Raw genomic sequence first — 21,686 nt, 5'->3', positions numbered from 1 at the left:
CGCCGATACTAGCCCAACACCTCGATCACCAGCTCCATGGTCATCAGCACGGGATTGCCGCCACGGATCAGACGCCCCTCCGCAATGCCGCCGGTGTAGTCGATCAGCGCAACATCGAGCGCAGATTCAAGTGCGCCGAAGGCGCCGGGCGCGATCGCCCCAGCCGTTATGGCAAGCTCCGTCGCAAACGGCTCGGTGACGCCGCCATGGGTGAAGCGGGCGCCGATGGTCGAGCCGACGCCGCCATGAATCTTCGCCCGCGCGATGCCGTGTGCGCGGCAGAACTCTTCGAGACAGGAGGCAAAGTCCTGGTTGGGGCGCAGCCGCAGCGCGAAAACGCGGCTCGTCGTGCGCGCGCCGGTGCTCGCAGCCGCGACCGGCCCGAACAGCTTAAAATTGGTCTCGGGATCGGGCTCGGCCGTGAACATCGCAGCGTCGATACCGAACGCCGCGACCTCGAACGGCTCGACGACGATGGTCTCGTCCGGCAGCATGTGGCCACCGCTGGCCTTGCCGTCGGCTTCGGTCCAGAGCCCATGGCAATGAAAGAACGGCGCGCCGGCGCGCGAGCCGAGTGTCATACTGCCGAGCTTCGTGCGTGTGATGCCTTGGGGCCGATAGGTGTCGCTGTAGAACGCGGCATTCTCACCGGTCTTGGACAGCGCCGGCATGACATAGCCGAACGGCCCGAGCGCGCCGCGGCCGAAATTCAGTACGCCGCCGGCAAATCCCTCCGCCGCAAAGCCGCGCCGCGCAGCCTCCAGCAGCGGCACACCTGCCTGAAGCGTGAACGTGAAGGCACGCCCCCTCGCCTCCACCCATTGAATGCGTTCGGCGACGGGCGCGCCGGGCTGCTTGATACTCCGCATCACCTTCGCTCAGCCTGCCTTGGTCTTGTCGAGGTCGAGCAGCCCGCGCGCCTCGAGCTCGTCGCGCACCATACGCTTCGGCACCTTGCCGTAGCCGGATTTCGGCAGCGCCTCCCAGAAGAAGAAGCGCTTCGGCATCTTGTAGCGCGGCACCTTCGGCGCGAGGAACGCCGCCATCTCGGCCTCGCTCACGGGCTTCGCGCCCTCGCGCGGGACGCAGACGGCGACGCCGACCTCACCCCAGGTCGCGTCGGGCACGCCGAGCACGGCCACTTCGCCAACCGCGGGATGCGTCAGGATCTTCTCCTCGATCTCGCGCGGATAGATGTTGGAGCCACCGGAGATGTACATGTCGGAGGCGCGGCCGGTGATGTAGACAAACCCCTCCTCGTCCATGTGGCCGAGATCGCCGGTCCGGAACCAGCCGTTACGGAACGCCTTCGCATTGGCTTCAGGATTGTCGTAATAGCCGGCGAGCACCGCAGGGCCGATCACGCAGATCTCGCCGCTCTGGTTGGCTCCGAGCTCGCGGCCCTCGTCGTCCTGGATCGAGACCTGCATGCCGGTGCGCTCGAAGCCGCAGGTGCCGATCTTCGCATGCGGGCCGTCCTCGGGATCGTGCAGCGCCGCCGGCAGCACGGTGATGTTGCCGGTGACCTCGCCCAAGCCGAAATACTGCACGATGACCTTGCCGAGCTTGTTCAGCGCGGCCTTCTGGTCCTCGCGGTACATCGGCGCGCCCGCATAGATCACGTGACGCAGCGAGGAGTGATCGTATTTGTCGGCGGCGGGATGCTCGACCATCATCTTCAGGATCGTCGGCACCGTGAAGAGGTTGCTGACCCGATGCGTCTCGATCAGGCGGAAGGCCTCGTCAATGTCGAATTTCTCGGTCGGCAGCAGCACGGTGCGCACGCCGCGCGCGGTTTGCACCAGCTGATGCACGCCGGCGCCATGAGACAGCGGCGCCACCACCAGGGAGGCATCCGCTTCGGTCACCCCGGGGGTGAGATCGGCGAGATGGTTGGTGACGACAAAGCCCATCTGGCCGTGGGTCAGCACCGCCGCCTTGGAGCGGCCGGTGGTGCCGGAGGTGAAGAAGAACCAGCAGGGATCATCGTGCTCGACGGCGACGTTCTCGACGGTGCTGCCAGCCTGCGACGCGATGGCCTGTGCAACCGATGTCTCGCCAAACGCGCCCTGGCCGTCAATGCTCCAGGTGAACCCGAGCGCACCGCCCTTCACCGCCGCGGCGTGCTCGGGAAAATCGACATGGCACAGAAACGCCTTCGCACCCGAGGCTTCTGCGAGGTAGGTGACCTCATCCGGCATCAGGCGAAAATTGGTGGGCACCCAGACCGCACCGAGCCGGAACGCCGCGAACATCGAGAAGAACATCTCATCGCCATTCTTGGAATGGACCAGGATGCGGTCGCCTTTCGTGATGCCGCGCGCGGCGAGCGCCGCCGCCAGCGCCGAGACCTGCGCATCGACCTCGCGCCAGGTCCAGGATCTGTCGCCCCAGACGAAACCGGGACGCGCCCCGTGCCGCCGCGCATTCTGGGTCAGCATGTGAGCAAGATTCATGACGCGACGGGACATGCGCAGGGGCTGCATGGGGCTTCCTCTTCGAGTGCGGAGGGCGCGCTTGCCACCCGCTCATTGAGGCCCATTTATCGCCATCGCCGCTACGCCTGCAAGGCCGCCGGCCGCACAGCTGCCTTACGGCTGCTTGAACGCGAACGGCGTCGCCGTGATCGCCTTCTCCTTGACGCAGGCCTGCGCGCCAAAACCGCCGCAATAGCTCCCATGCAGATCGAACCGGATGACACGCGCGGCGCCGCGCTTCATCGGCGGTGCCACGATCCTGTAGCTGCGGACATAGCCGTCGAACACCGGACGCACGCTGCCGTCAGGCAGCGCGACCAGGATGTTCATGACGCAGCCGCCGGTTCCGCAATAGGTGGTCTCGCGGTCACCACATTTGGTGTCGCGAAAATCGATGATGTAATCGTCGCGTCCGTCGCCGGTCAGGTCGACCTTGCGCACCGTGTCCGGCGCAAAAGTCACCGCGCCGCCGCCCTGGCTCTCGCATTCCTCATTGGCGTAACGCAGCGCCTTCTGCACGCCGGGCGGATACTCGGCCGGACTGAACGGCTTTGCGTCGTCGGCGCGTGCAGCCGTGGCAAGGAGGGTCAGCACGAGCGTCAGATATCGCATTCGCGTTGGTCGTGCGCAGGCCCGCACGCGTTCAAGGAATTTTAAACATGATCGGCGCAACCTCGCGCAGTTCTCGCGTACAGAGTGCCGCATCATGGTCAAAGCGCCCGCCCTCCTCCTATTGTCGCTGGCGCTCGCCGGATGTGCCATGGCCCCGCAAGCGCATCTGGCCTCCGATCCCGCCGTCAAGCCTGCACGCTACGCCTGGGATGGCGCCGGCGAGGATCCCAATCAGCCGCGCGCTGCCGCCGGACCATCGCGAACGACGCGTGCCGCCGCCATATCCGAGCGCGACGGGTCGCAAGCCGGACTCCAGCCCTATTCGAAGGAATGGTGGCAGGCACAGCACAGCATCGAGGCCGAACAGGACGCCGGGGTCAACCGCTCCCTCGTCATCTGCCAGGGCTGCCTCCGCCCGCAACCGCAGGCGGAAGATTCCAGGCTCGCGAAAGCGAGCGATTGAACCGAACGGCCTTCACAACGGTCTACAGAGATGCACGACGGCACCGGCCGCCCCGGCCTGCCGTCATGCGCCATCATCTCAGGGACATCTCATGCTCACCCGCCGCTCCTTCGTCGCCGCCGCCCTCCTCGCGGGCATCTGCCCGGCATTCGGTGAAACCGTCGCTGCAAGCGACCCCCTCGCCATCCTGACTGCGATCTACACCCGCGCCGCCAAGGGCAAGGGCGATGGCGGCGGCGCCTTCATCATCGAGAACAAGGCGGCCAAGACGAAATATCTCTCCAAGGCGCTGATCGCGCTGTGGGCCAAGGCGGACACGCATACGCCGAAGGGCGACGTCGGGCCCGTCGATTTCGATCCGGTCACCAATTCGCAGGAACCGGACGTGAAGTCGTTCAAGCTGGACGCCGAGAAGATGGAGGCGGACAAGGCGACCGTCGCGGTGACCATCACCGGTCACCGCAACGACCGGAAACCGACTGATCTGATCGTGCGTTACGACTTCGTGCGGGAGGCAGGTAGCTGGCGGATCGACGACATCAGGGGCGCTTCCGACGGCGAAGCCTGGTCGATCCGCAAGATGCTGACGGACTCCCTGAAGAGCTGACCGGAGACGACATGAGCGACGTCATCGACAACAAGGCCCATCACCGCTTCGAGCTCGAGGTGGAGGGCTATCTTGCGATCGAGCATTACAGGCTCGACGGCAATTCCATCACCTTCGAGCATACCGAGGTGCCGAAGGAGCTCGGCGGCAAGGGCGTCGGCTCGAAGCTGGTGCAAGGCGCGCTCGACCAGGTCCGCGCCGCCGGATTGAAGCTGATCCCGCAATGCCCGTTCGTGAAGGCGTGGATCGAGAAGCACCCGGACTATCAGGATCTGGTGGAGCGATAAGCGTACGGCCCGCCCCTAGCCAGGCGGGCCTGCCGACATCTACAGCCTATTGCCCGTGCTTGAGCATGTCCTGGTCATTCAGGTCCCAGTCCTGCCACAGCAGCAGCACGCCGAGAAGCACCACCGCCGCGCCGAGGCTCGTGTGGTAGATGCGCAGGAACCCTTCACCGGAATAGCCGAGGACGTAGGGCGAGGCGATGAGCCACAATCCGATCAGGATCGTCGCCACTTCCTGCCAGCGCTGCAGCGCGACATATTCAAGCTGGCTGATGCCAAACACGACCAGGCCGACTGCGACCGCATTCAGGATAACCATCTGGTCTCCGACAATCGCGGGCTGATCCTGAATGGGAAACCATGGCGAGACGACAATCAGTGCGCCCAGCACCATCCCGGACCAGTCTTCCCATGTGCGATGAGTATTCAAGAAACCAAAGTCCGACATCGTACCCTCCTCTGACAGAGGCACACGTCTGCGGCTGGCGATCACGATTTCCGAATGTCTGGCGACCCTGCCGGCCGCATTCGGACGCATGTCCTAGGGAACACGTGGGAACCGCCGACGAGCGCGCAAGAGCGAGAGCGAGGATTATTTCGATGGCAGCGCGATATTCGCCGGTCGTCAACTCATATCGCACCGCAGCTAGAGCGCCCCGAGCCTCCTCAAAGACTCCTGCGCCGTCGAAGCGAGCGCGGCGAGCAAGGCCATGACGCTGAGCGGGACACGCATTTTCCGGATATCTCCCCTGCGGCAACCTCCCTTGGTCGCACCTTGGCAAGCACCGGTTTGGTCAAGGGCGCGCTGGATCTGATCCGCCGCGACGGCAGGAAGTTAATCGCCGGCTGCGGCTTCGTCGTCGACTATCTCGACAAGCATCCGGAGGATGCGGACCTCGTCGCCTGAACGCAAAAGGGCCCGCGCGATCGCGGGCCCTTCGGCGACCGAGGGACGATCGGTCAGTGCTTGATCTCAGGCGGCAGCTTGCCGCCATTGGCGGCGAGCTTGGACATGACCTGCTTGTGCAGCCAGACGTTCATGCTGGCCGAGTCGTTCATGTCGCCGCTGTAGCCGAGCTCCTTGGCAAGGTCCTTGCGCGCGGCCAGGCTGGAATCGATGTCCAGCGCCTTCATGAGGTCGACGATCGAGGTGCGCCATTCCAGCTTCTCGCCCTTGTGCGCGGCAACCGCCTTGTCGACGATGGCCGCGACATCGACGGCCGCCATGGGCGCTGATGCCGGCGTCGATGCGCCCGGCGCGGCCCCTGCGGGGGCACTGCCCGGCGCTGCGCCACCGGCGGGCGCGGCGGAAGCCGGCTGGCCGCCGAAGATCGCGCTCATGATTTTCCCGAAAATGCTCATGTCTGCTCCCCGAAAAGGATCCGTTGGAAGGGCCTTGAGTGGCCACTTATAAACGAAGTCACTGCATTGCGCCCGCGGAGTTCTGCGAACCACGAACAGCATCAGCTTATCTGCGGCGAAATGACGACCGAATGACATCATTGAGGTTGCACTGCGGCATCGAATTTCACCCGAGCGTGAGGGACAGGACTCGGAATTGGGAGTAGCCTCAGCGTTCAACTCGCGATCCCCGTCCGGAATTCGCGTCTGGTTGGAATCGCGAAACTCAGAGAAGAGCGGCCGCTTGCGCCGTTTGCCGGCGCCGAATGCGGCTGCCCGGCAAGGGAGCTAGCGATCATGGCCACACTCTATCAGGGCAATGTACCCACGATGGCCCAGCCTGCAGATGCGGCTGGACCTGTGATCCGAACCATCCAACTGTCCGACCTGCACGAGGCCCTTCGGCGCGGCTGGGAGGATTTCAAGGCAGTTCCGAGCCACGCCATCATCCTGTGCGTGATCTATCCCGTGCTGGGCCTCGTGCTCGCCCGCGTGGTGATGGGCTATTCCGTGCTGCCGCTGCTGTTTCCGCTGGCCGCGGGCTTCGCCCTGATCGGCCCGTTCGCGGCCCTTGGCCTCTATGAACTCTCCAGCCGACGCGAACGCCATGAGGAGGCCAGCGCCTGGGATGCCATGGAGGTGCTGCGCTCGCCTTCGTTCGGCGCAATGCTCGGCCTCGGCGCGTTGCTGCTCGCGCTGTTCGTGACCTGGGTTGCGACCGCGCAGGCGATCTATGTCGCAGCGTTCGGCTATGAGGGCGTCACCGGGATCTCGGATTTCCTGACCCGCGTGCTGACGACCCGGCAAGGCTGGTGGCTGATCGTGGTCGGCTGCGGCACCGGATTCCTGTTCGCGCTCGCTGCGCTCTGCATCAGCGCCGTGTCGTTCCCGCTCATGCTCGACCGCCATGCCGGCGCGTTCGAGGCCATGGTGACCTCGCTGCGCGTCGTTGCCAGGAACCCGGTGCCGATGGCGGCCTGGGGCCTGATCGTCGCGGTGCTGCTGGCGCTCGGCACGATTCCCGCGTTCCTCGGCCTCGCCGTCGTCATCCCCCTGCTCGGCCACGCCACCTGGCATCTCTACCGCAAGGCGATCGTATCCGATCCCGGTGCGCGGCCCGTACCGCCTCCGCCACATCGTCCGCGCAAGCCCGCCGCCGACTTCCCCGCCAACCTCTTCCCGTGGCGGAATCGAACGGACGCTTAACGATCTCGTGCCATCCGATCCTGCCCGGCTGCGGGCAGGATCGGCCTGCCATGCGCCTTGCTTTGGCCGCGGTTACAATCAAAATTGCGCCGCTGGCCAGATCACTTCACGGAATCCATTTCATCTGATGACCCCGACGATTTCTCGTCTCGCTCTCGCAGCCCTCGCCCTCTCCGCGTCAATCCTGTCCGCCCAGCCAGCGCTTTCCGCTGTCGCCTGCGGCTCGGGCAATTTCGACGCCTGGCTTGCAGATTTCAAAACCGACGCCGCGGCCAAGGGTATTTCGCAGCAGGCCATCACCGCGGGGCTTGCCGGCGTGACGCTCGATCAGAGCGTGCTCAACCGCGACCGCTCGCAAAAGGTCTTCACCCAGACCTTTGAGGAGTTTTCCGGCCGCATGGTGCCGCCGCGCATGACTCGCGGCTCCAACATGATGAAGCAATACGGCTCGGTGCTCTCGCGCATCGAGCAGACCTACGGCGTGCCGGGCGAGGTGCTGGTCGCGATCTGGGGTCTGGAGACCGATTTCGGCGTCAACACCGGCAAGTTCGCCACCATCCGCTCGCTGGCGACGCTGGCCTATGACTGCCGGCGCGCTGAGCAGTTTCGCGGCGAGCTGCTGGATGCGCTGCGCATCGTCCAGCGCGGCGATCTGGCACCAGGTGACATGAAGGGCGCATGGGCCGGTGAGCTCGGCCAGACCCAGTTCATGCCCTCGTCCTGGATGAAATACGCGGTCGATTTCGACGGCAACGGCAAGCGTGATCTGCTGCACAATGCGCCTGACGTGCTCGCATCCACCGCCAATTATCTCGCCGGCTATGGCTGGCAGAAAGGCAAGGATTGGCAGCCGGGCAGCCCGAACTTCGCAGTGCTGCAGCAGTGGAACAAGAGCGAGGTCTATTCGAAGACCGTGGCCTATTTCGCCACCCAGCTCGCACGCGCTCCTTAAGAAACACGCGACAAAATGCGTAGGGCCGACCGCACGGCGACCGGCCCTCTCTTGGGTCGCGTTTACTTGCCCATGGTGGCGTGCATCGCCTTGTTCAGATGCGTGCCGCACGCACCCATCTTGCCGTTGAGCAGGGAGTCCTGAGCCGCCGCGATCTCCTTCTGCGCGACGAACTTGCTGTCGCCGTCGGCCATGTTCTCGATCGCGGTCTCCGTCTTCTCCAGATTGGCCCCGCTGCAGCCGCCCATGGCGTGCTTGGCGGCCTGGGCCGGCGCGACGGCGAAAGCGACGGCGGCGATTGCGATAACCCCGAGTAACTTCGTCATGATGTTACTTTCCTTCTCTTGTTCTTGGGCCAGAACCGGCGACATTGCCGGAATCTGCGACATGACTTTCCTCCGGTTGCGGCAACTTGCCGCAATAAATTCCCCGCGAGAATTGCGTGATGTTGCGCGCCGCGCAGAGCCGCATGCGAAACTTCTGATTTTCATTACAACTTGGTAATCAGATGCGCACGCTTGGCGTGTGTGCACCGCATCAACGGAGCGGTGGTCAGCCTCAGAGTCCAATGGCGGGGAATGCATTCGGGTTCGCGAAAGCCAGAAGCGGTAATCCTCCTGGGGGCAGCGCCTACGAGTCGCAGGCCTGCAAAGCGCGACGAATCCATCGAACTTTCGAATGTAAATTCATTTCTACATTTTGCGATTCATGCGATTCGCGCATGCGAGACTTGGGCCTACTAGCTGACCGAGCATGTTGCGGATCACGGGAACGCAACCTATTTCAACCCTCATCGGAACCGCATCACCTGCTATAAGCCCGTGATTTCACGGACATTTACTGCAGAAATCGGTCAGGCCCGCCCAGCCCTTGGGCGGGAGTGCCAAGAGGTTAAGCGCCCCTTACCGATGCTATGCACTGTTCGCTTAGCTGCATCGCAACATCGGAACTTTCGCACTGCACCACTCTCACCTATATTCATTTCAACGATGAGGCCTTAGGCAAAGGCTGAATCGAACTACAGGAGACTACCAATGCTGCTCTCGCTCATCCGCATGATCCAGGCCTTCCGGGACTATCAGCGCAATGTTGCCGAGTTGTCCCAGCTCAGCGATCGCGAACTGGCCGACATCGGCCTCGATCGCTCGGACATCCCGCGCGTTGCCGCCGGCCAGTATCAGGGCTGATATCGTTCAGCCCTTCACCGGAACGGACCGATAGCGCCCGCCTCGTGCGGGCGTTGTCGTTTCCGGAGGCAGAAAACTCAATCTCGGCGATTCCACTCCTCGCCGAAAAGCGCTACCTGTCCGCCCCATGACAGGACCCCATTCCAATAGTGTGCACGTGATCGGCGCTGGCCTCGCTGGCTCCGAAGCCGCCTGGCAGGTCGCCAAAGCCGGCGTGCCCGTGGTGCTGCACGAGATGCGGCCGGACCGCATGACCGAGGCGCACCGCACTGACGGGCTCGCCGAGCTCGTCTGCTCCAACTCGTTCCGCTCGGACGACGCCGCCAACAACGCCGTCGGCCTGCTGCATGCGGAGATGCGCCGCCTCGACTCGCTGATCATGCGCGCGGCCGACGCCAACCAGGTGCCAGCCGGCGGCGCGCTTGCGGTCGACCGCGATGGCTTCTCCGCGGCCGTCACCAAGGCGCTCAACGACCATCCCCTGATCGAGATCGCCCGCGGCGAGGTCGCCGGCCTGCCGCCGGCGGACTGGAGCAACGTCATCGTTGCGACCGGCCCCCTCACCTCTGCGCCGCTCGCCGAAGCCATCCGCGCGCTGACCGACGAGAGCGCGCTCGCCTTCTTCGATGCGATCGCGCCGATCGTGCACCGCGAATCCATCGACATGTCGGTGGCCTGGTTCCAGTCGCGCTACGACAAGGTCGGCCCCGGCGGCAACGGCGCCGACTACATCAACTGCCCCATGACCAAGGAGCAGTATGACGGCTTCGTCGCCGCACTGATCGCCGGCGAGAAGACCGAGTTCAAGGAGTGGGAGACCAACACGCCCTATTTCGACGGCTGCCTGCCGATCGAGGTGATGGCGGAACGCGGCCCCGAGACGCTGCGCCACGGCCCGATGAAGCCGGTCGGCCTCACCAATCCGCACGATCCTGCGACGAAGGCCTACGCCATCGTGCAGCTGCGCCAGGACAACAAGCTCGGCACCCTCTACAACATCGTCGGCTTCCAGACGAAGCTGAAATACGGCGAGCAGCAGCGCATCTTCCGCACCATTCCGGGGCTGGAGAAGGCGGAGTTCGCCCGCCTCGGCGGCCTGCATCGTAACACCTTCCTGAACTCGCCCAAGCTGCTCGACGGCCAGTTGCGCCTGCGTGCGCAGCCGCGGCTGCGCTTTGCCGGTCAGATGACGGGCTGCGAGGGCTACGTGGAATCCGCCAGCGTCGGCCTGATCGCCGGCCTCTATGCGGCCGCGGATGCTCGCGGCGAGACGCTCGAGAGCCCGCCGGGCACGACCGCGCTGGGATCGCTGCTCGGCCACATCACCGGCGGCCACATCGAGACCATCGAACCGGGTACGCGCTCGTTCCAGCCGATGAACATCAATTTCGGACTGTTCCCGCCGCTCGCAAGCGTACCGACCAAGAAGCCCGACGGCACGCGGCTGCGCGGCAACGAGAAGACGGTGGCCAAGAAGCAGGCGATGAGTGCGCGGGCGCTCGCCGATCTCGATCGCTGGATCGCCGATCACCTGCGCATAGCCGCCGCGGCGTGAGCTTCCGATGAGCCTCCCCAAAGACGACGCCGCAGAACTCTCGGCGCGCTGGACCGAGGGCGTGCTGCTGAAGCGCGACGTGTTCTCGACCGTCGAGCGCGGCCGCTTCTGCGGTGACAACGGCGAGGTCGACGCGGTGCTGCGCCGGCTGGACGAGGTGCCGTGGTGGTCACTCCTGCTGGCGCGTCATCTGTTCGCGCGCGAGAAGCGTGCGCTGGCGCTCGCAAAGGGTCTCAATGTCGGTCCTGAGCTGCTCTGGGCCGGCCGCCGTGCCTTGGTGCGCGGCTTCGTCGACGGCGTCGCGCTGCATCTGGCAAAGCCCCATGGCGACCTCGCCTATTTCCGCTCGGCCAAGGCCGCGTTGCGGCGGTTGCGCCGTGCCGGCATCTGCCACAACGATCTCGCCAAGGAGCAGAACTGGCTGGTCGGCCGCGACGGCCGCGCCTATGTGACCGACTTCCAGCTCGCGGCGTGCTTTGCGCGCCGGGGCCGGCTTTACCGCATCCTTGCCTATGAAGACCTGCGGCATCTGCTCAAGCACAAGCGCTCCTACGCGCCGGAAGCGCTGACGCCGCGCGAGCGAAAAATCCTGGCGAAGAAGTCGTTTGCTGCGAGCCTGTGGCTCGTCACCGGCAAGAAGGTCTATCGCGCGATCACGCGCGGCCTGTTCAATTTCACCGACCGCGAGGGCGGCGGCCGCCGGCTCGTCAACGACGCGCCGGTGCTGGCGGAGCTGATCCGCAAGAATCCGGCGGTGCGCGACACGGCCATCGTCGCCTTTGCCGATCGGCGCTCCGGCGTCGGACTCTATGCCTTCGTCGAGGCGGATCAGACTACGCTCGAAGGCCAGCTCCGGAGCGAGCTTTCCGCGGCCAAGGGTCCCAAGCCACCGGAGCACATCCAGGTGGTCCACGCGCTGCCGCGTGACACCAGAGGCAAGCCGCGCACCGAGATCCTGCAACTGGTCGCCATGAACCAGCTCGACCTGATCGAGCCGATGATGAAGAACGAGCAGGACCGCGCCTTCCTCAAGGACATTCTGGAGCAGCGCAAGAACCTGCGCGACCGCTTCAATTTCGAGGCGGACCTGCCGGCCGGCTAGTGTGGCGGCCCGTGCCTTGAAGCGTCCACATTGGCGATAGAGAAGCGGTCGGGAAATTTGGGCTTGGCGGGGTCATGGGCACTCGGGGGACGACGATGCGGCGTGCGGTTGGCGGCCTGATCGCCGGCGTTCTGCTGCTTGCGGCCGCCCCCGCAATGGCCGAATCCCCGGCCGAGCTGATCTCCGGCTTCCGCCTCAAGCACGGTGAAGTCCGCGTCGTCCGCGATGCCACGCTCGACCGCATCGCCATGGACCAGGCCCGTGCGATGGCGGCGAAGGACGATCTCAGCCACGACGCGCTCGGCCCGTTCAACCGGCGCGTCGCGCCGGCCGGCGCAGGTCGCGCCGCCGAGAACATCGCCTATGGCTACGACAATTTCGAGAAGACGCTGAGCCAGTGGATCGACTCCTCCGGGCACCGCAAGAACCTGTTGCTGCACAACGCCTCCCGCGTCGGCATCGCGAGCGCCAAGAATGCCAGCGGCAAGCGCACCTATTGGGCGATGGTCATTGCCGGCGATTACGAGCCGAAGGGAAAAGGCAAGAACAAGGGCAAGAAGGATGCGGAGCCGCTGGTTGCCGTGAAGCGCGAGGTTGCGCCTGCCAGCAAGCCCAAATCCAGCAGCTGTCACATCAAGCTGCTCAGCCTCTGCATCTGAGGCCAAGCCGGGCCGTCTTGCTCGCACTCCTCGACGCGTCTAATTGATGCTCGAAGATGCGAGAAGCGGAGGCGCAAGTGATCGACATCGACCGGATACGCGCTGAGACGCCGGCCGCCTCGCGGCTCGCCTACCTGCATAACGCCGGCGCGGCTCTGATGCCAACTGCCGTTGTCGCGGCGATAAAGCAGCATATCGACCTCGAGAGCGAGATCGGGGGCTATACCGCTGCCGACCAGGCGTCCGATCGACTTCAAGCGGTCTACGGCTCGGTCGCCCGGCTGCTGAATGCCGCGCCCGACGAGATCGCGCTCGTGGAGAACGCAACGGTTGCCTGGCAGATGGCATTCTACGCGCTGCCGTTCCGCCAGGGCGACCGCATCCTGACCGCCGAGGCGGAGTATGCCGCCAACTATGTGGCGTTTCTTCAGGTCGCGAAAAGAACCGGCGTGAGCATCGACGTGGTGCCGAGCGATGCCAGCGGAGAGCTCGACATCCAGGCGCTCGAACGCATGGTCGACGCGCGCGTGAAGCTGATCGCCATCACCTGGGTTCCGACCAATGGCGGGCTGGTCAATCCCGCGGCGGCGATCGGCAGAATCGCGCGCGCGCACGGCATTCCCTATCTGCTCGACGCCTGCCAGGCGGTCGGCCAGATGGCCGTCGACGTGGAAGCCATCGGCTGTGACATGCTGTCGGCGACGGGTCGCAAATTCCTGCGTGGCCCGCGCGGCACCGGTTTTCTTTACGTCCGCCGCGCGCTGCTGCAGCAGCTCGAGCCGCCGATGATCGACCATTTCGCGGCGCCCTGGGTCTCGCGCGATGAATATCGGCTCCGCGACGATGCGCGCCGCTTCGAGACCTGGGAGAACAATTACGCGGCCCGGCTCGGGCTCGGCGCTGCCGTCGATTATGCGCTCGATATCGGCATGGGACCTATCGAGCAGCGCTGCCGCCTGCTGGCCGCCCGTCTTCGCAGCGGCCTCGCCTCCATTCGGGGCATCACCATGCGCGACCTCGGCCGCACGCCGGCCGCCATCGTCAGCTTCACGATGGAAGGGCATGAGGCGGACGCCATTGTTCGCAGCGCCGCTGCGGCGGGAATCACCATCGGCGCTTCGGATCCGGCGAGCACCCGCATCGACGCGGAACTCCGCGCGCTGCCGCCGCTGGTGCGGGCATCCCCGCATTACTACAACACGGAAACGGAGATCGACCGGCTGATCGGTCACCTCGCGGGCTTGGCGCCACGATAGTGGCGCGCCGCCTCCCGCGTGGATTTCAAGGCTTTGTGGTCAGGGCCGATAGTTGGTCGGTGTCGAAGCGCGCGCGCAACTCGCTGATGGCCTGGGCGTCGGGCGTTCCGCTGGCGGTCAGCTTGGCAAGCTCCTCGAAGTAATGTTCGTGTCCCGGCGGGGACACTGTCATGAGCACGCGCGCGGGCTTGCCGCTAACATTGGTGATGTTGTGGGGAATACCCGGAGGAATGAAGAGATAGGTGCCGGGGCTGGCTCGAACGACCTGTTCGGCAACGTGCCATTCGCACTCCCCCTCGAGCAGGTAGAAGGTCTCTTCCTGCACGCGGTGAACGTGCCGCCCCGTGGCGAACCCGGCCGGGATCGTCCAGTCGAACATGCTGGTATGCTTGGTATCCTCCCCGGTGACCAGAAAGGTCATCGGTTGGCCGCGCAGCATGACCCCCTTGGTCTCGCCGGCTCTACGGATCACCGGTTTCGCGTTCATGTGCTCCTCCATGGCTCGTTGCGGCATTGCTGGAACCCGTGCAATGGTGACCCGGCCGCGCCGGAAAGTGGTGAAGCCGTTCGGAAATCGTTGCAAAAAACCTCCGAAACGTGCCCTTCTTCGGCGATGGGCACGAGGCTGGAATTCGGTCCGTTTCGCGTCGACGCCGATGTGGGAATTCTCTTCCACGGTGCCGAGCCGACCCCGCTTGGGAAGCGCGCTGTGCTGCTTTTGGCCCTGCTCGTGCAGCGAGCCGGCGCACCGGTGTCCAAGGATGATCTGATCGAGGCTGCGTGGCCTGCCCAAGCGATCGAAGACAGCAATCTGACCGTCCAGATCGCCGCCATACGGCGTACGCTGGCCGATATCTCAGGAGAGCCGCGCTGGATCGAGACTCTCCCGCGGCGCGGTTATCGCTATGTCGGTCCGGCCGTCGCAACGCCCGGTCCGGATCGCGCATCCGCGGCTTCCGATATGCCGCCTCTGGCATTGCCCGATCGACCGTCGATCGCAGTTCTGCCCTTTGCGAACCTGAGCGACGATGCTGAGCAGGACTACTTTGCCGACGGGATGGTCGACGACATCATCACCGGCTTGTCGCGCATCAACTGGTTGTTCGTGATCGCGCGGAATTCGACGTTCACCTACAAGGGCCGTGCGGTCGACGTGAAGCAGGTCGGCCACGAGCTTGGCGTGCGCTACGTGCTCGAAGGAAGCGTCCGAAAGACCGGCACGATGGTACGCATCACGGGCCAGTTGATCGACACTGCAACCGGTGCGCATGTATGGGCTGAACGCTACGATCGCCGCCTGGAAGACTTTTTCTCACTCCAGGACGACATTGCCCTGTCCGTCGTCGGCGCGATTGCCCCGAGCTTGCGGCGTGCCGAGATCAACCGGGTCAAACGCAAGCGGCCCGACAGCCTTGATGCCTATGACCTCGTGCTGCGCGCCCAGCCGGATGTCGATTCCGGCATGCCGAAGCAGATCACGCAGGCGCTCGTGCTGCTTGAACGAGCGATCGCGCTCGAACCTGACTATGCGCTGGCGCACGGCAACGCCGCGATGTGCCATCACTGCCTGTTCCTGCGAGCCGGCTTGCAGGAGATCAATCGATCGGCCTCCATCCGTCACGCGCGGTCGGCGATCACGCACGGCCAGGATGACGCACTTGCCCTGACATTGGCAGGTTTCTCGATTGGGATGGATGGTCACGATCGCTCGGCCGCGTTCACCGCGCTCGAGGCCGCTCTCGCGATCAGCCCGTCTTCGGCGCTGACTTACATCCTCGGCAGCGTGATGCTTGCCTGGGGCGGAGATGCCGACCGCGCCATCGAATGGAGTGAACGAGGCATTCGGCTCAGCCCATTCGATTCCTGGGTTTTCGCCGCATTCGATGCGCAGGCGATGGGGCACTTCCATCACGGCCGATATGAGGAGGCGTGCCGGGCCGCGTACCGGTCGGTTCAGGCCAATCCCCGCCACAGCATCACCTATGTTCAGTTGACTGCAGCGCTGGTGAAACTTGGGCGGCTACAGGAGGCGCGAGCGGCGGCCGCGCAGGTGCTCGAGCTACATCCGGCGTTCCGCTACAGCCGTCAGTTTCAGGGGGTCAATTGCGCGCCCGCGCTTGCAGCGTCCCTCGGTGAGGCACTTCGGACTGCCGGCCTGCCGGAGTAGCGGCCCGCCTCTCCTCACGTGCAGCGCGCGCTCAGTCCGGATGCGCTGAGCTTCGCCATGACCTCGTCGAGATGCGCGCTGTCGCGGGTCTCGATCACCAGTTGCAGCAGCGTCGCCTTGGCCGGCAGATCGGAGAACGTTCGCTGGTGCGAGACCTCGATGATGTTGGCGCCGGCTTCGGCCAGCAGCGCCGCCACGGCGGCCAGCTGCCCGGGCCGATCAGGAATATCGAGCGAGAGCTGGGTCAGGCGACCCTCGCGCGCGAGTTCGCGAGTCAGCACCGACGCGATCAGCCTCGTATCGATGTTGCCGCCGCTCAGGACGAGGCCGACCTTCTGACCGGCGAAGCGGGACGGATCGGACATCAGCGCGGCCAGACCGGCGGCGCCGGCGCCCTCGACAACCGTCTTCTCGATCGAGATCAGGGTCGCGACCGCACGTTCGAGCTCGGCTTCGTTGACCAGCGCGATGTCGTCGACGAGGCGGCGGACGATTTCGGTGGTGATCTTGCCCGGCGATTTCACCGCGATGCCTTCGGCCAGAGTATCGCCGCGCGCCGGGAGATTGGCGTCATGGATCGCATTGTACATCGACGGATAGAGCCAGGCCTCGACGCCCAGGACCCGCAGCGACGGCTTGATCGACTTCGCGGCAATGGCGATGCCGCTGATCAGCCCGCCGCCGCCGATCGGGACGACCAGCGTGTCGAGCTCCGGGACGGCCTTGAGCATTTCGAGGCCAATCGTGCCCTGCCCCGCGATGACGAGCGGATCGTCGTAAGGATGGACGAAGATCATGCCGCGGGATTCGCCGTGGCTGCGTGCAAAGGCGGCCGCCTCTTCCAGCGTCGCGCCTGTCACCACCACCTCGGCGCCGTGATGCCTGGTGTTCTCGACCTTCACCATAGGTGTGCCGATCGGCATCACGATGGTGGCGGGAATGCCGAGCCGCCTGGCGTGATAGGCGACGCCCTGCGCGTGATTGCCCGCGGACATCGCGATCACGCCGCGCGCCCGCTCCTCCGGCGTCAACGCGGTGAGCCGGTTCAGCGCACCGCGCTCCTTGAACGAGGAGGTGAACTGGAGGTTCTCGAATTTGAGCCAGATATCGCAGCCGCCGATGCTGCTGAGCGTGCGGCTATAACTGCAGGGCGTCTCGACGACGGCGCCCCGGATGGTCGCGGCGGCAGCGTGAATGTCGCTAGGTGCGACCGGAAGGCCGCTGATTTCGGAGGACGTGGTTTGGGACAACTCAGCCATGGGACAGCATAGAGCATTTGCTTGGGCCGGGCGATAAGCCAACCGCTATTTGGTAAACTCCCGGGAACGTGAAGCCCGCCATAGCGTCCACAGCGTTCGCAGTCGTGACGAAGGCTGCAGCGCAAACGGATTGCGCCCGGGCCGTGACAGGCGCTTGAGGTCCGCCTGCGCCTGGCTCAGCGGCAGAAACGCCGGCCGCACCAACGGCGGCAGCTGCGCCAGCTGCGACAGGGCCGTGCTCAAATGCTGCTGCGCCTCGCCCGCGAGCTGGTCCAGCACGGCGCGCAGGCTCGGCGTCTCCTTGGCGGCGAAGACATCCTCCATGCTGCAGCCATGGCTCGCCAGCACCTGCTGCGGCAGGAACAATTGCCGGTGCGCTGCATCGCGCGGCAAATTGGCGATGATTTGCACGATGCCCTGCGCCAGCCCGGCGTGCCTCGCGAGATGCTCGGCCGCCTCCGACGGTGGCCCCAGAACCTGCGCCGCCAGACCGAACAACGCCGATGAGGTCGCGGCGAGGTAGCCCTCCAGCGCCGCCATGGTCGGCATGGGATCGTTGTAGAGATCGAACTGGTGCTCATCGGCGAGCAGCGACAGCGGTTCGACCGGCAGGCCGAAATCGCGGATCGCGCGGAGCAGCTCGGCCGCGACCGGATTGCCTTCGGCACTGCCATGGACATGGCCCGACAGCATGTCGGTCCACCATTGCAGGCGGATTTCGCCGGGCAAGGGCTGGCTCACCTGGTCGCGGACGCGGACGATCTCGACATTGAAGGCATAGAGCGCCAGCAGCGCGCGGCGCTCGGCAGCAGGCGCGAACAGGGTCGCGGCGTAGCGCGGAAAGTCGTGGCTGCGCACGAGATCGGCGCAGAAGGCCGCGGAATCGGGCGGCGGCGCAGCGCTCATGGCACGGCGATCAGCGCGGCGGCAACGCGCCGCCGCTCGCCGATCATGATGTTGTAGGTGCGCACGGCAGGACCGGTCTGCATCGTGTCTAGCACCACCCTCACCGCCTTGAGCGCCTGGCGCAGCTGCGGCGGCGGCAGCCAGAGCCCGGTTCCGGTGCCGATCAGGAGCGTGTCGATGCTGTTGGCGGCCGCGAACACCCGGTCCAGCGAATAGCGATCGATCTTGACGGGATCCGTCACGTCCCAGGCCCAGATCGCGTCCGGCAGGCAGAGCAGCGATCCCCGATGCGACATGCCGGCAAAGGCGAAGCCGCCCTTGCCATAGGCATCGATCGGCGCCGAGCGCGGGAAATGCGGTGCGTTGGGATCGCCGGCCATCTGGTTCGTCCGAATGAGCTTATTGCCCTCGCAAACGCCTGCGAGGGCCTGCAGTTCGGATCATGCCTTGTTTTTCTTCGCCGGCGTAGCCGTATCGGGCGCATCCTCGCGATGCTCGCCAACGCCGAGATAGATCAGGATCGGCGCCGCGATGAAGATCGACGTATAGGTGCCGACCAGCACCACGCCGAACATCATCACCGCGGTGAAGCTGTGGATGGCATGACCGCCGAACAGCAGCAGAGCGAGTAGTGCCAGCGTCACCGTGAAGTGGGTGATGATCGAACGCGACAGCGTCGAGTTGATGGACTCGTTGAGCAGCTGCGGCATCGGCATCTTCTTGTAGCGACGCAGCATTTCGCGGATGCGGTCGTAGATGACGACGGTGTCGTTGAGCGAATAGCCGAGAATGGTCAAAAGCGCGGCGATACTGGTGAGGTCGAAATCGACCTGGCTGATCGACATGAAGCCGATCGTCAGCACGATGTCGTGCACGTTGGCGATCATGGCGCCCAGCGCGAACTGCCACTCGAACCGGAACCAGAGATAGATCAGGATCGAGACGATCGCGAGCATCAGGCCGAGCATGCCGTACGCCAGGAGCTCGCCGGCGACGCGCGGACCGAGCACCTCGGTGCGCTGAATGTCGACGCTGTCGCCGAGCGCGCCACGAAGCTTCTGCAGGGCTGCCTGCTGTGCAGCATCGCCACCCGGCTGTTCCGCAACACGGATCAGGACGTTCTCGGGGCCGCCGAACTGCTGCAGCTGGACTTCGCCAAGACCCAGGGCGTCGAGCGTGGTGCGCATCGCCGCGATGTCGGCGGTGCCGGACTTCGCTTTCACCTCCAGCAGCGTGCCGCCCTTGAAGTCGATACCGAGGTTCAGCCCGTGGGTGAAGAACAGCGTGATCGCGACGATCGACAGCGCCGCCGAGATCGGAAAGCTGATGCGGCGGAAGCGCGTGAAGTCGAAATGCGTGTTGTCCGGAACGATGCGCAGCGACGGCACCAGGCCGAGCGCCGCGACCACGGTGAGGATGGCGATGAGGACGCCGAGCCCGATGAGAACGGTGTGAGTCACGATCAGGCTCCTAGATCGGCACGCTCTGCGGCCGCTTCCACCGCACCCACCAGGCGACGATCAGCCGGGTCAGGGTAAAGGCGGTGAACACCGTGGTGATGATGCCGATGCCGAGCGTCACGGCGAAGCCGCGCACCGGGCCAGTGCCGATGTAGAACAGCACCGCGGCGGCAATGAAGGTGGTGATGTTGGAATCGAGGATGGTGGCGAGCGCCCGCTTGAACCCGGCGTCGATCGCCGAGATCGCGTTGCGGCCGCCGCGCAGCTCCTCGCGGATGCGCTCGTAGATCAGCACGTTGGAGTCCACCGCGATGCCGACGGTGAGCACGATGCCGGCGATGCCGGGCAGCGTCAGCGTGGCGTTGAGCAGCGACAACAGGCCGAAGATCATGGCGACGTTGATGGCCACCGCGATGTTGGCGAAGACGCCGAACAGCCGGTAGGTCAGCAGCATGAACACGATGACCAGGATCGAGCCGACGTAAGCCGCAAGCTCGCCCTTCTCGATCGAGTCCTGGCCGAGGCCCGGACCGACGGTGCGCTCCTCGACCACCGTGAGCGGCGCCGGCAGTGCGCCTGCGCGCAGCAGGATCGCGAGATCGTTGGCCGATTGCACAGTGAAATTGCCGGAGATCTGGCCCTGACCGCCGGTAATCGGCTCACGGATCACGGGCGCCGAGATCACCTTGTTGTCCAGCACGATCGCGAACGGCAGCCCCACGTTCTCCTGCGTCGCCTGCGAGAACTTGCGCGCGCCCGAGGTGTTGAACTTGAAGCTGACGACCGGCTCACCCGTGCGCTGGTCGAAGCTCGCCTGGGCATCGGTCAGATCGCCGCCGGCGACCAGCACCTGCTTCTTGACCACGTAGGGCACGGGCGGCGGCGAGGCGCTCATCAGCAGTTCGGATTCCGGAGACAGCCTGCCCTGCTGCGCCTGATCCGGCGGCACGGAGGTGTCGACCATGCGGAATTCCATCTTCGCGGTCTTGCCCAGCAGCTCCTTCAGGCGGGTCGGGTCCTGCAGACCGGGGACCTGCACCAGGATGCGGTCATTGCCTTGGCGCTGGATGACGGGCTCGACCGTGCCGAGCTCGTTGACGCGGCGCTCGACGATCTGGATCGATTGCTCGATGGTCTTGCGCATGCGGTCGAGCATCGCGGCCTGCGGAATGCTCAGGCGGATCACGCCGCCGCCGGCGTCAGTCACTTCGAGGTCGCGCTGACCGCTGGATCCCATCAGGCCGCCCAGCGGCTGGGACAATTCGCGCAGCTTGGCGAGCGCCGGCTGCACGTCGGTTTCCTTGGTGATGCGAACCTCGGCCGCGTCGTTGCGCACGGTCACGCCGCCGGTGAAGCCGATCTTGGCATCGCGCAGCGTCCGACGAACGTCGTCGCGGATCTGATCCAGCCGCTCCTTCTTCACATAGCTGGAATCGACCTCGAGCAGCAGGTAGGAGCCGCCCTGAAGGTCGAGGCCAAGCACGAGCCGGCGCTGCGCCCAGGCTGGCCAGGTCTTGACCGTCGCCTCGGGGAAGAAATTCGGGACCGCGCAGAGGCACACGATCAGCGCTGTCAGGATAATCCCCAGCGCCCTCCACCGCGTGAAATACAACATCGACTGGACCTGTCAGATCAGGAGACTCGGGAGACTCGCGGAAGCGCTCACTTCGACGCGGCGTCGTCCTTGGCGGTTTCCTTCGCGCTATCCTTGGATTCTTTCGCCGGCTCGCCCTTGGCGCGCACGCCGGAGATCATCTGGCGCATCTGCCGCACGCGCACGCCGTCGGAAATCTCGAACTCGATCTGGTCGTCATCGACGACCTTGGTGACCTTGCCGACGAGGCCGCCCGAGGTCACCACGGTGTCGCCGCGGCGGATGTTCTTCACGAGGTCGGCGTGGTCGCGCACCTTCTTCTGCTGCGGACGCAGAATCAGGAAGTACATGATCACGAAGATCAGGGCGAACGGCAGCAGCGACATCAACATGCTGTTGGTGTCACCGGCGCCCGCAGCCTGGGCATACGCAGGGGTAATCAGCATTCGGACGATCCTCGTGAGAACGGGGGAAAGCCGGTCAGGCCCTCAAGGGCGACCGGTTCGGTCAAATTCGCGCGGACTATAGCGGCCACCGCC

General features: G+C 65.2%; 25 protein-coding genes. 12 read left to right on the top strand and 13 right to left on the bottom strand.

All coding sequences use genetic code 11. The annotated features are described in order from the left end of the window. Window positions 1–8: 8 nt before the first annotated feature. From GGD63_RS01145 to GGD63_RS01135, 3 genes are all read right to left on the bottom strand, one after another. Complete coding sequence (locus tag GGD63_RS01145) at window positions 9–869, bottom strand: PCC domain-containing protein (protein WP_183239078.1); 861 nt, start codon at window positions 867–869, stop codon at window positions 9–11. Between the two features lie 9 nt (window positions 870–878). Next, window positions 879–2,486, bottom strand: a complete 1,608-nt coding sequence (locus GGD63_RS01140; RefSeq protein ID WP_183239077.1) for an acyl-CoA synthetase — start codon at window positions 2,484–2,486, stop codon at window positions 879–881. Between the two features lie 105 nt (window positions 2,487–2,591). Then, a complete protein-coding gene (locus GGD63_RS01135) occupies window positions 2,592–3,089 on the bottom strand; it encodes a hypothetical protein (protein WP_183239076.1) in 498 nt (165 codons plus the stop codon). A gap of 94 nt (window positions 3,090–3,183) precedes the next feature. On the opposite strand from GGD63_RS01135, the gene GGD63_RS01130 reads away from it, so the two are divergent. The 3 genes from GGD63_RS01130 to GGD63_RS01120 all read left to right on the top strand — a co-directional run bounded on the left by GGD63_RS01130 (window position 3,184) and on the right by GGD63_RS01120 (window position 4,446). Then, window positions 3,184–3,552, top strand: a complete 369-nt coding sequence (locus GGD63_RS01130) for a hypothetical protein (protein WP_183239075.1) — start codon at window positions 3,184–3,186, stop codon at window positions 3,550–3,552. 91 nt (window positions 3,553–3,643) lie between these two features. After that, on the top strand, window positions 3,644–4,159 hold the full coding sequence (locus GGD63_RS01125; protein WP_183239074.1) for a DUF3828 domain-containing protein: 516 nt from the start codon (window positions 3,644–3,646) through the stop codon (window positions 4,157–4,159). Window positions 4,160–4,170: 11 nt separating this feature from the next. Then, window positions 4,171–4,446 carry a GNAT family N-acetyltransferase gene (locus GGD63_RS01120; protein WP_183239073.1) on the top strand — a complete coding sequence of 92 codons (276 nt, stop codon included), beginning with the start codon at window positions 4,171–4,173 and terminating at the stop codon, window positions 4,444–4,446. A gap of 46 nt (window positions 4,447–4,492) precedes the next feature. Here GGD63_RS01120 and GGD63_RS01115 read toward each other — a convergent pair whose 3' ends face one another. Further along, complete coding sequence (locus tag GGD63_RS01115; RefSeq protein ID WP_183239072.1) at window positions 4,493–4,891, bottom strand: SPW repeat protein; 399 nt, start codon at window positions 4,889–4,891, stop codon at window positions 4,493–4,495. A 228-nt stretch (window positions 4,892–5,119) separates the two neighbouring features. Here GGD63_RS01115 and GGD63_RS01110 point away from each other — a divergent pair, with 228 nt between their 5' ends. Then, window positions 5,120–5,350 carry an N-acetyltransferase gene (locus GGD63_RS01110; protein WP_183239663.1) on the top strand — a complete coding sequence of 77 codons (231 nt, stop codon included), beginning with the start codon at window positions 5,120–5,122 and terminating at the stop codon, window positions 5,348–5,350. 53 nt (window positions 5,351–5,403) lie between these two features. Here the strand turns inward: GGD63_RS01110 and GGD63_RS01105 are convergent, their stop codons facing one another. Beyond that, window positions 5,404–5,805 carry a DUF3597 domain-containing protein gene (locus tag GGD63_RS01105; protein ID WP_183239071.1) on the bottom strand — a complete coding sequence of 134 codons (402 nt, stop codon included), beginning with the start codon at window positions 5,803–5,805 and terminating at the stop codon, window positions 5,404–5,406. Between the two features lie 336 nt (window positions 5,806–6,141). Here GGD63_RS01105 and GGD63_RS01100 point away from each other — a divergent pair, with 336 nt between their 5' ends. Beyond that, window positions 6,142–7,050, top strand: a complete 909-nt coding sequence (locus tag GGD63_RS01100; protein WP_183239070.1) for a DUF2189 domain-containing protein — start codon at window positions 6,142–6,144, stop codon at window positions 7,048–7,050. Between the two features lie 127 nt (window positions 7,051–7,177). Then, window positions 7,178–8,002, top strand: a complete 825-nt coding sequence (locus tag GGD63_RS01095; protein WP_183239069.1) for a lytic murein transglycosylase — start codon at window positions 7,178–7,180, stop codon at window positions 8,000–8,002. A 62-nt stretch (window positions 8,003–8,064) separates the two neighbouring features. Here the strand turns inward: GGD63_RS01095 and GGD63_RS01090 are convergent, their stop codons facing one another. After that, a complete protein-coding gene (locus tag GGD63_RS01090) occupies window positions 8,065–8,391 on the bottom strand; it encodes a hypothetical protein (protein ID WP_183239068.1) in 327 nt (108 codons plus the stop codon). 645 nt (window positions 8,392–9,036) lie between these two features. Here GGD63_RS01090 and GGD63_RS01085 point away from each other — a divergent pair. The 5 genes from GGD63_RS01085 (at window position 9,037) to GGD63_RS01065 (ending at window position 13,761) form a co-directional block, all read left to right on the top strand. Then, window positions 9,037–9,189: a DUF1127 domain-containing protein gene (locus GGD63_RS01085; protein WP_007590701.1), complete on the top strand. Its 153-nt coding sequence runs from the start codon at window positions 9,037–9,039 to the stop codon at window positions 9,187–9,189. Window positions 9,190–9,316: 127 nt separating this feature from the next. After that, a complete protein-coding gene (gene trmFO, locus GGD63_RS01080; protein ID WP_183239067.1) occupies window positions 9,317–10,744 on the top strand; it encodes a methylenetetrahydrofolate--tRNA-(uracil(54)-C(5))-methyltransferase (FADH(2)-oxidizing) TrmFO in 1,428 nt (475 codons plus the stop codon). A gap of 7 nt (window positions 10,745–10,751) precedes the next feature. Beyond that, on the top strand, window positions 10,752–11,846 hold the full coding sequence (locus GGD63_RS01075) for a serine/threonine protein kinase (RefSeq protein WP_183239066.1): 1,095 nt from the start codon (window positions 10,752–10,754) through the stop codon (window positions 11,844–11,846). Between the two features lie 95 nt (window positions 11,847–11,941). Further along, entirely contained in the window at window positions 11,942–12,505 is a 564-nt protein-coding gene (locus GGD63_RS01070; protein WP_183239065.1) for a CAP domain-containing protein, read from the top strand. A 77-nt stretch (window positions 12,506–12,582) separates the two neighbouring features. Then, window positions 12,583–13,761 carry an aminotransferase class V-fold PLP-dependent enzyme gene (locus GGD63_RS01065; RefSeq protein WP_183239064.1) on the top strand — a complete coding sequence of 393 codons (1,179 nt, stop codon included), beginning with the start codon at window positions 12,583–12,585 and terminating at the stop codon, window positions 13,759–13,761. A 25-nt stretch (window positions 13,762–13,786) separates the two neighbouring features. Here GGD63_RS01065 and GGD63_RS01060 read toward each other — a convergent pair whose 3' ends face one another. After that, window positions 13,787–14,248 carry a cupin domain-containing protein gene (locus tag GGD63_RS01060; protein ID WP_183239063.1) on the bottom strand — a complete coding sequence of 154 codons (462 nt, stop codon included), beginning with the start codon at window positions 14,246–14,248 and terminating at the stop codon, window positions 13,787–13,789. Window positions 14,249–14,374: 126 nt separating this feature from the next. On the opposite strand from GGD63_RS01060, the gene GGD63_RS01055 reads away from it, so the two are divergent. Continuing rightward, entirely contained in the window at window positions 14,375–15,928 is a 1,554-nt protein-coding gene (locus tag GGD63_RS01055) for a winged helix-turn-helix domain-containing tetratricopeptide repeat protein (RefSeq protein WP_183239662.1), read from the top strand. Between the two features lie 14 nt (window positions 15,929–15,942). Here the strand turns inward: GGD63_RS01055 and GGD63_RS01050 are convergent, their stop codons facing one another. From GGD63_RS01050 to yajC, 6 genes are read right to left on the bottom strand one after another with little or no spacing between them, the layout of a single operon-like run. Next, entirely contained in the window at window positions 15,943–17,187 is a 1,245-nt protein-coding gene (locus tag GGD63_RS01050; RefSeq protein WP_183239062.1) for a threonine ammonia-lyase, read from the bottom strand. A gap of 45 nt (window positions 17,188–17,232) precedes the next feature. Continuing rightward, entirely contained in the window at window positions 17,233–18,093 is an 861-nt protein-coding gene (locus tag GGD63_RS01045) for a phytoene/squalene synthase family protein (RefSeq protein WP_183239061.1), read from the bottom strand. Further along, window positions 18,090–18,473 (bottom strand): Mth938-like domain-containing protein, encoded by a 384-nt coding sequence (locus GGD63_RS01040; protein ID WP_183239060.1) that lies wholly within the window; start codon window positions 18,471–18,473, stop codon window positions 18,090–18,092. Before GGD63_RS01040 ends, GGD63_RS01045 begins: the two co-directional genes overlap by 4 nt. Window positions 18,474–18,533: 60 nt before the next feature. Beyond that, window positions 18,534–19,553, bottom strand: coding sequence for a protein translocase subunit SecF (gene secF, locus GGD63_RS01035; RefSeq protein ID WP_183239059.1), 1,020 nt, complete (start codon window positions 19,551–19,553; stop codon window positions 18,534–18,536). Between the two features lie 10 nt (window positions 19,554–19,563). Beyond that, on the bottom strand, window positions 19,564–21,168 hold the full coding sequence (secD, locus tag GGD63_RS01030; RefSeq protein ID WP_183239058.1) for a protein translocase subunit SecD: 1,605 nt from the start codon (window positions 21,166–21,168) through the stop codon (window positions 19,564–19,566). Between the two features lie 47 nt (window positions 21,169–21,215). Further along, window positions 21,216–21,593, bottom strand: coding sequence for a preprotein translocase subunit YajC (yajC, locus tag GGD63_RS01025; RefSeq protein WP_028171851.1), 378 nt, complete (start codon window positions 21,591–21,593; stop codon window positions 21,216–21,218). Window positions 21,594–21,686 lie beyond the last annotated feature (93 nt).

Origin of the sequence: Bradyrhizobium sp. cir1 (assembly GCF_014198245.1) — a bacterium.
GTDB lineage: Bacteria > Pseudomonadota > Alphaproteobacteria > Rhizobiales > Xanthobacteraceae > Bradyrhizobium.
The sequence above is the reverse complement of the archived record's forward strand: the minus strand, read 5'-3'. Positions and strand labels throughout refer to the sequence as shown.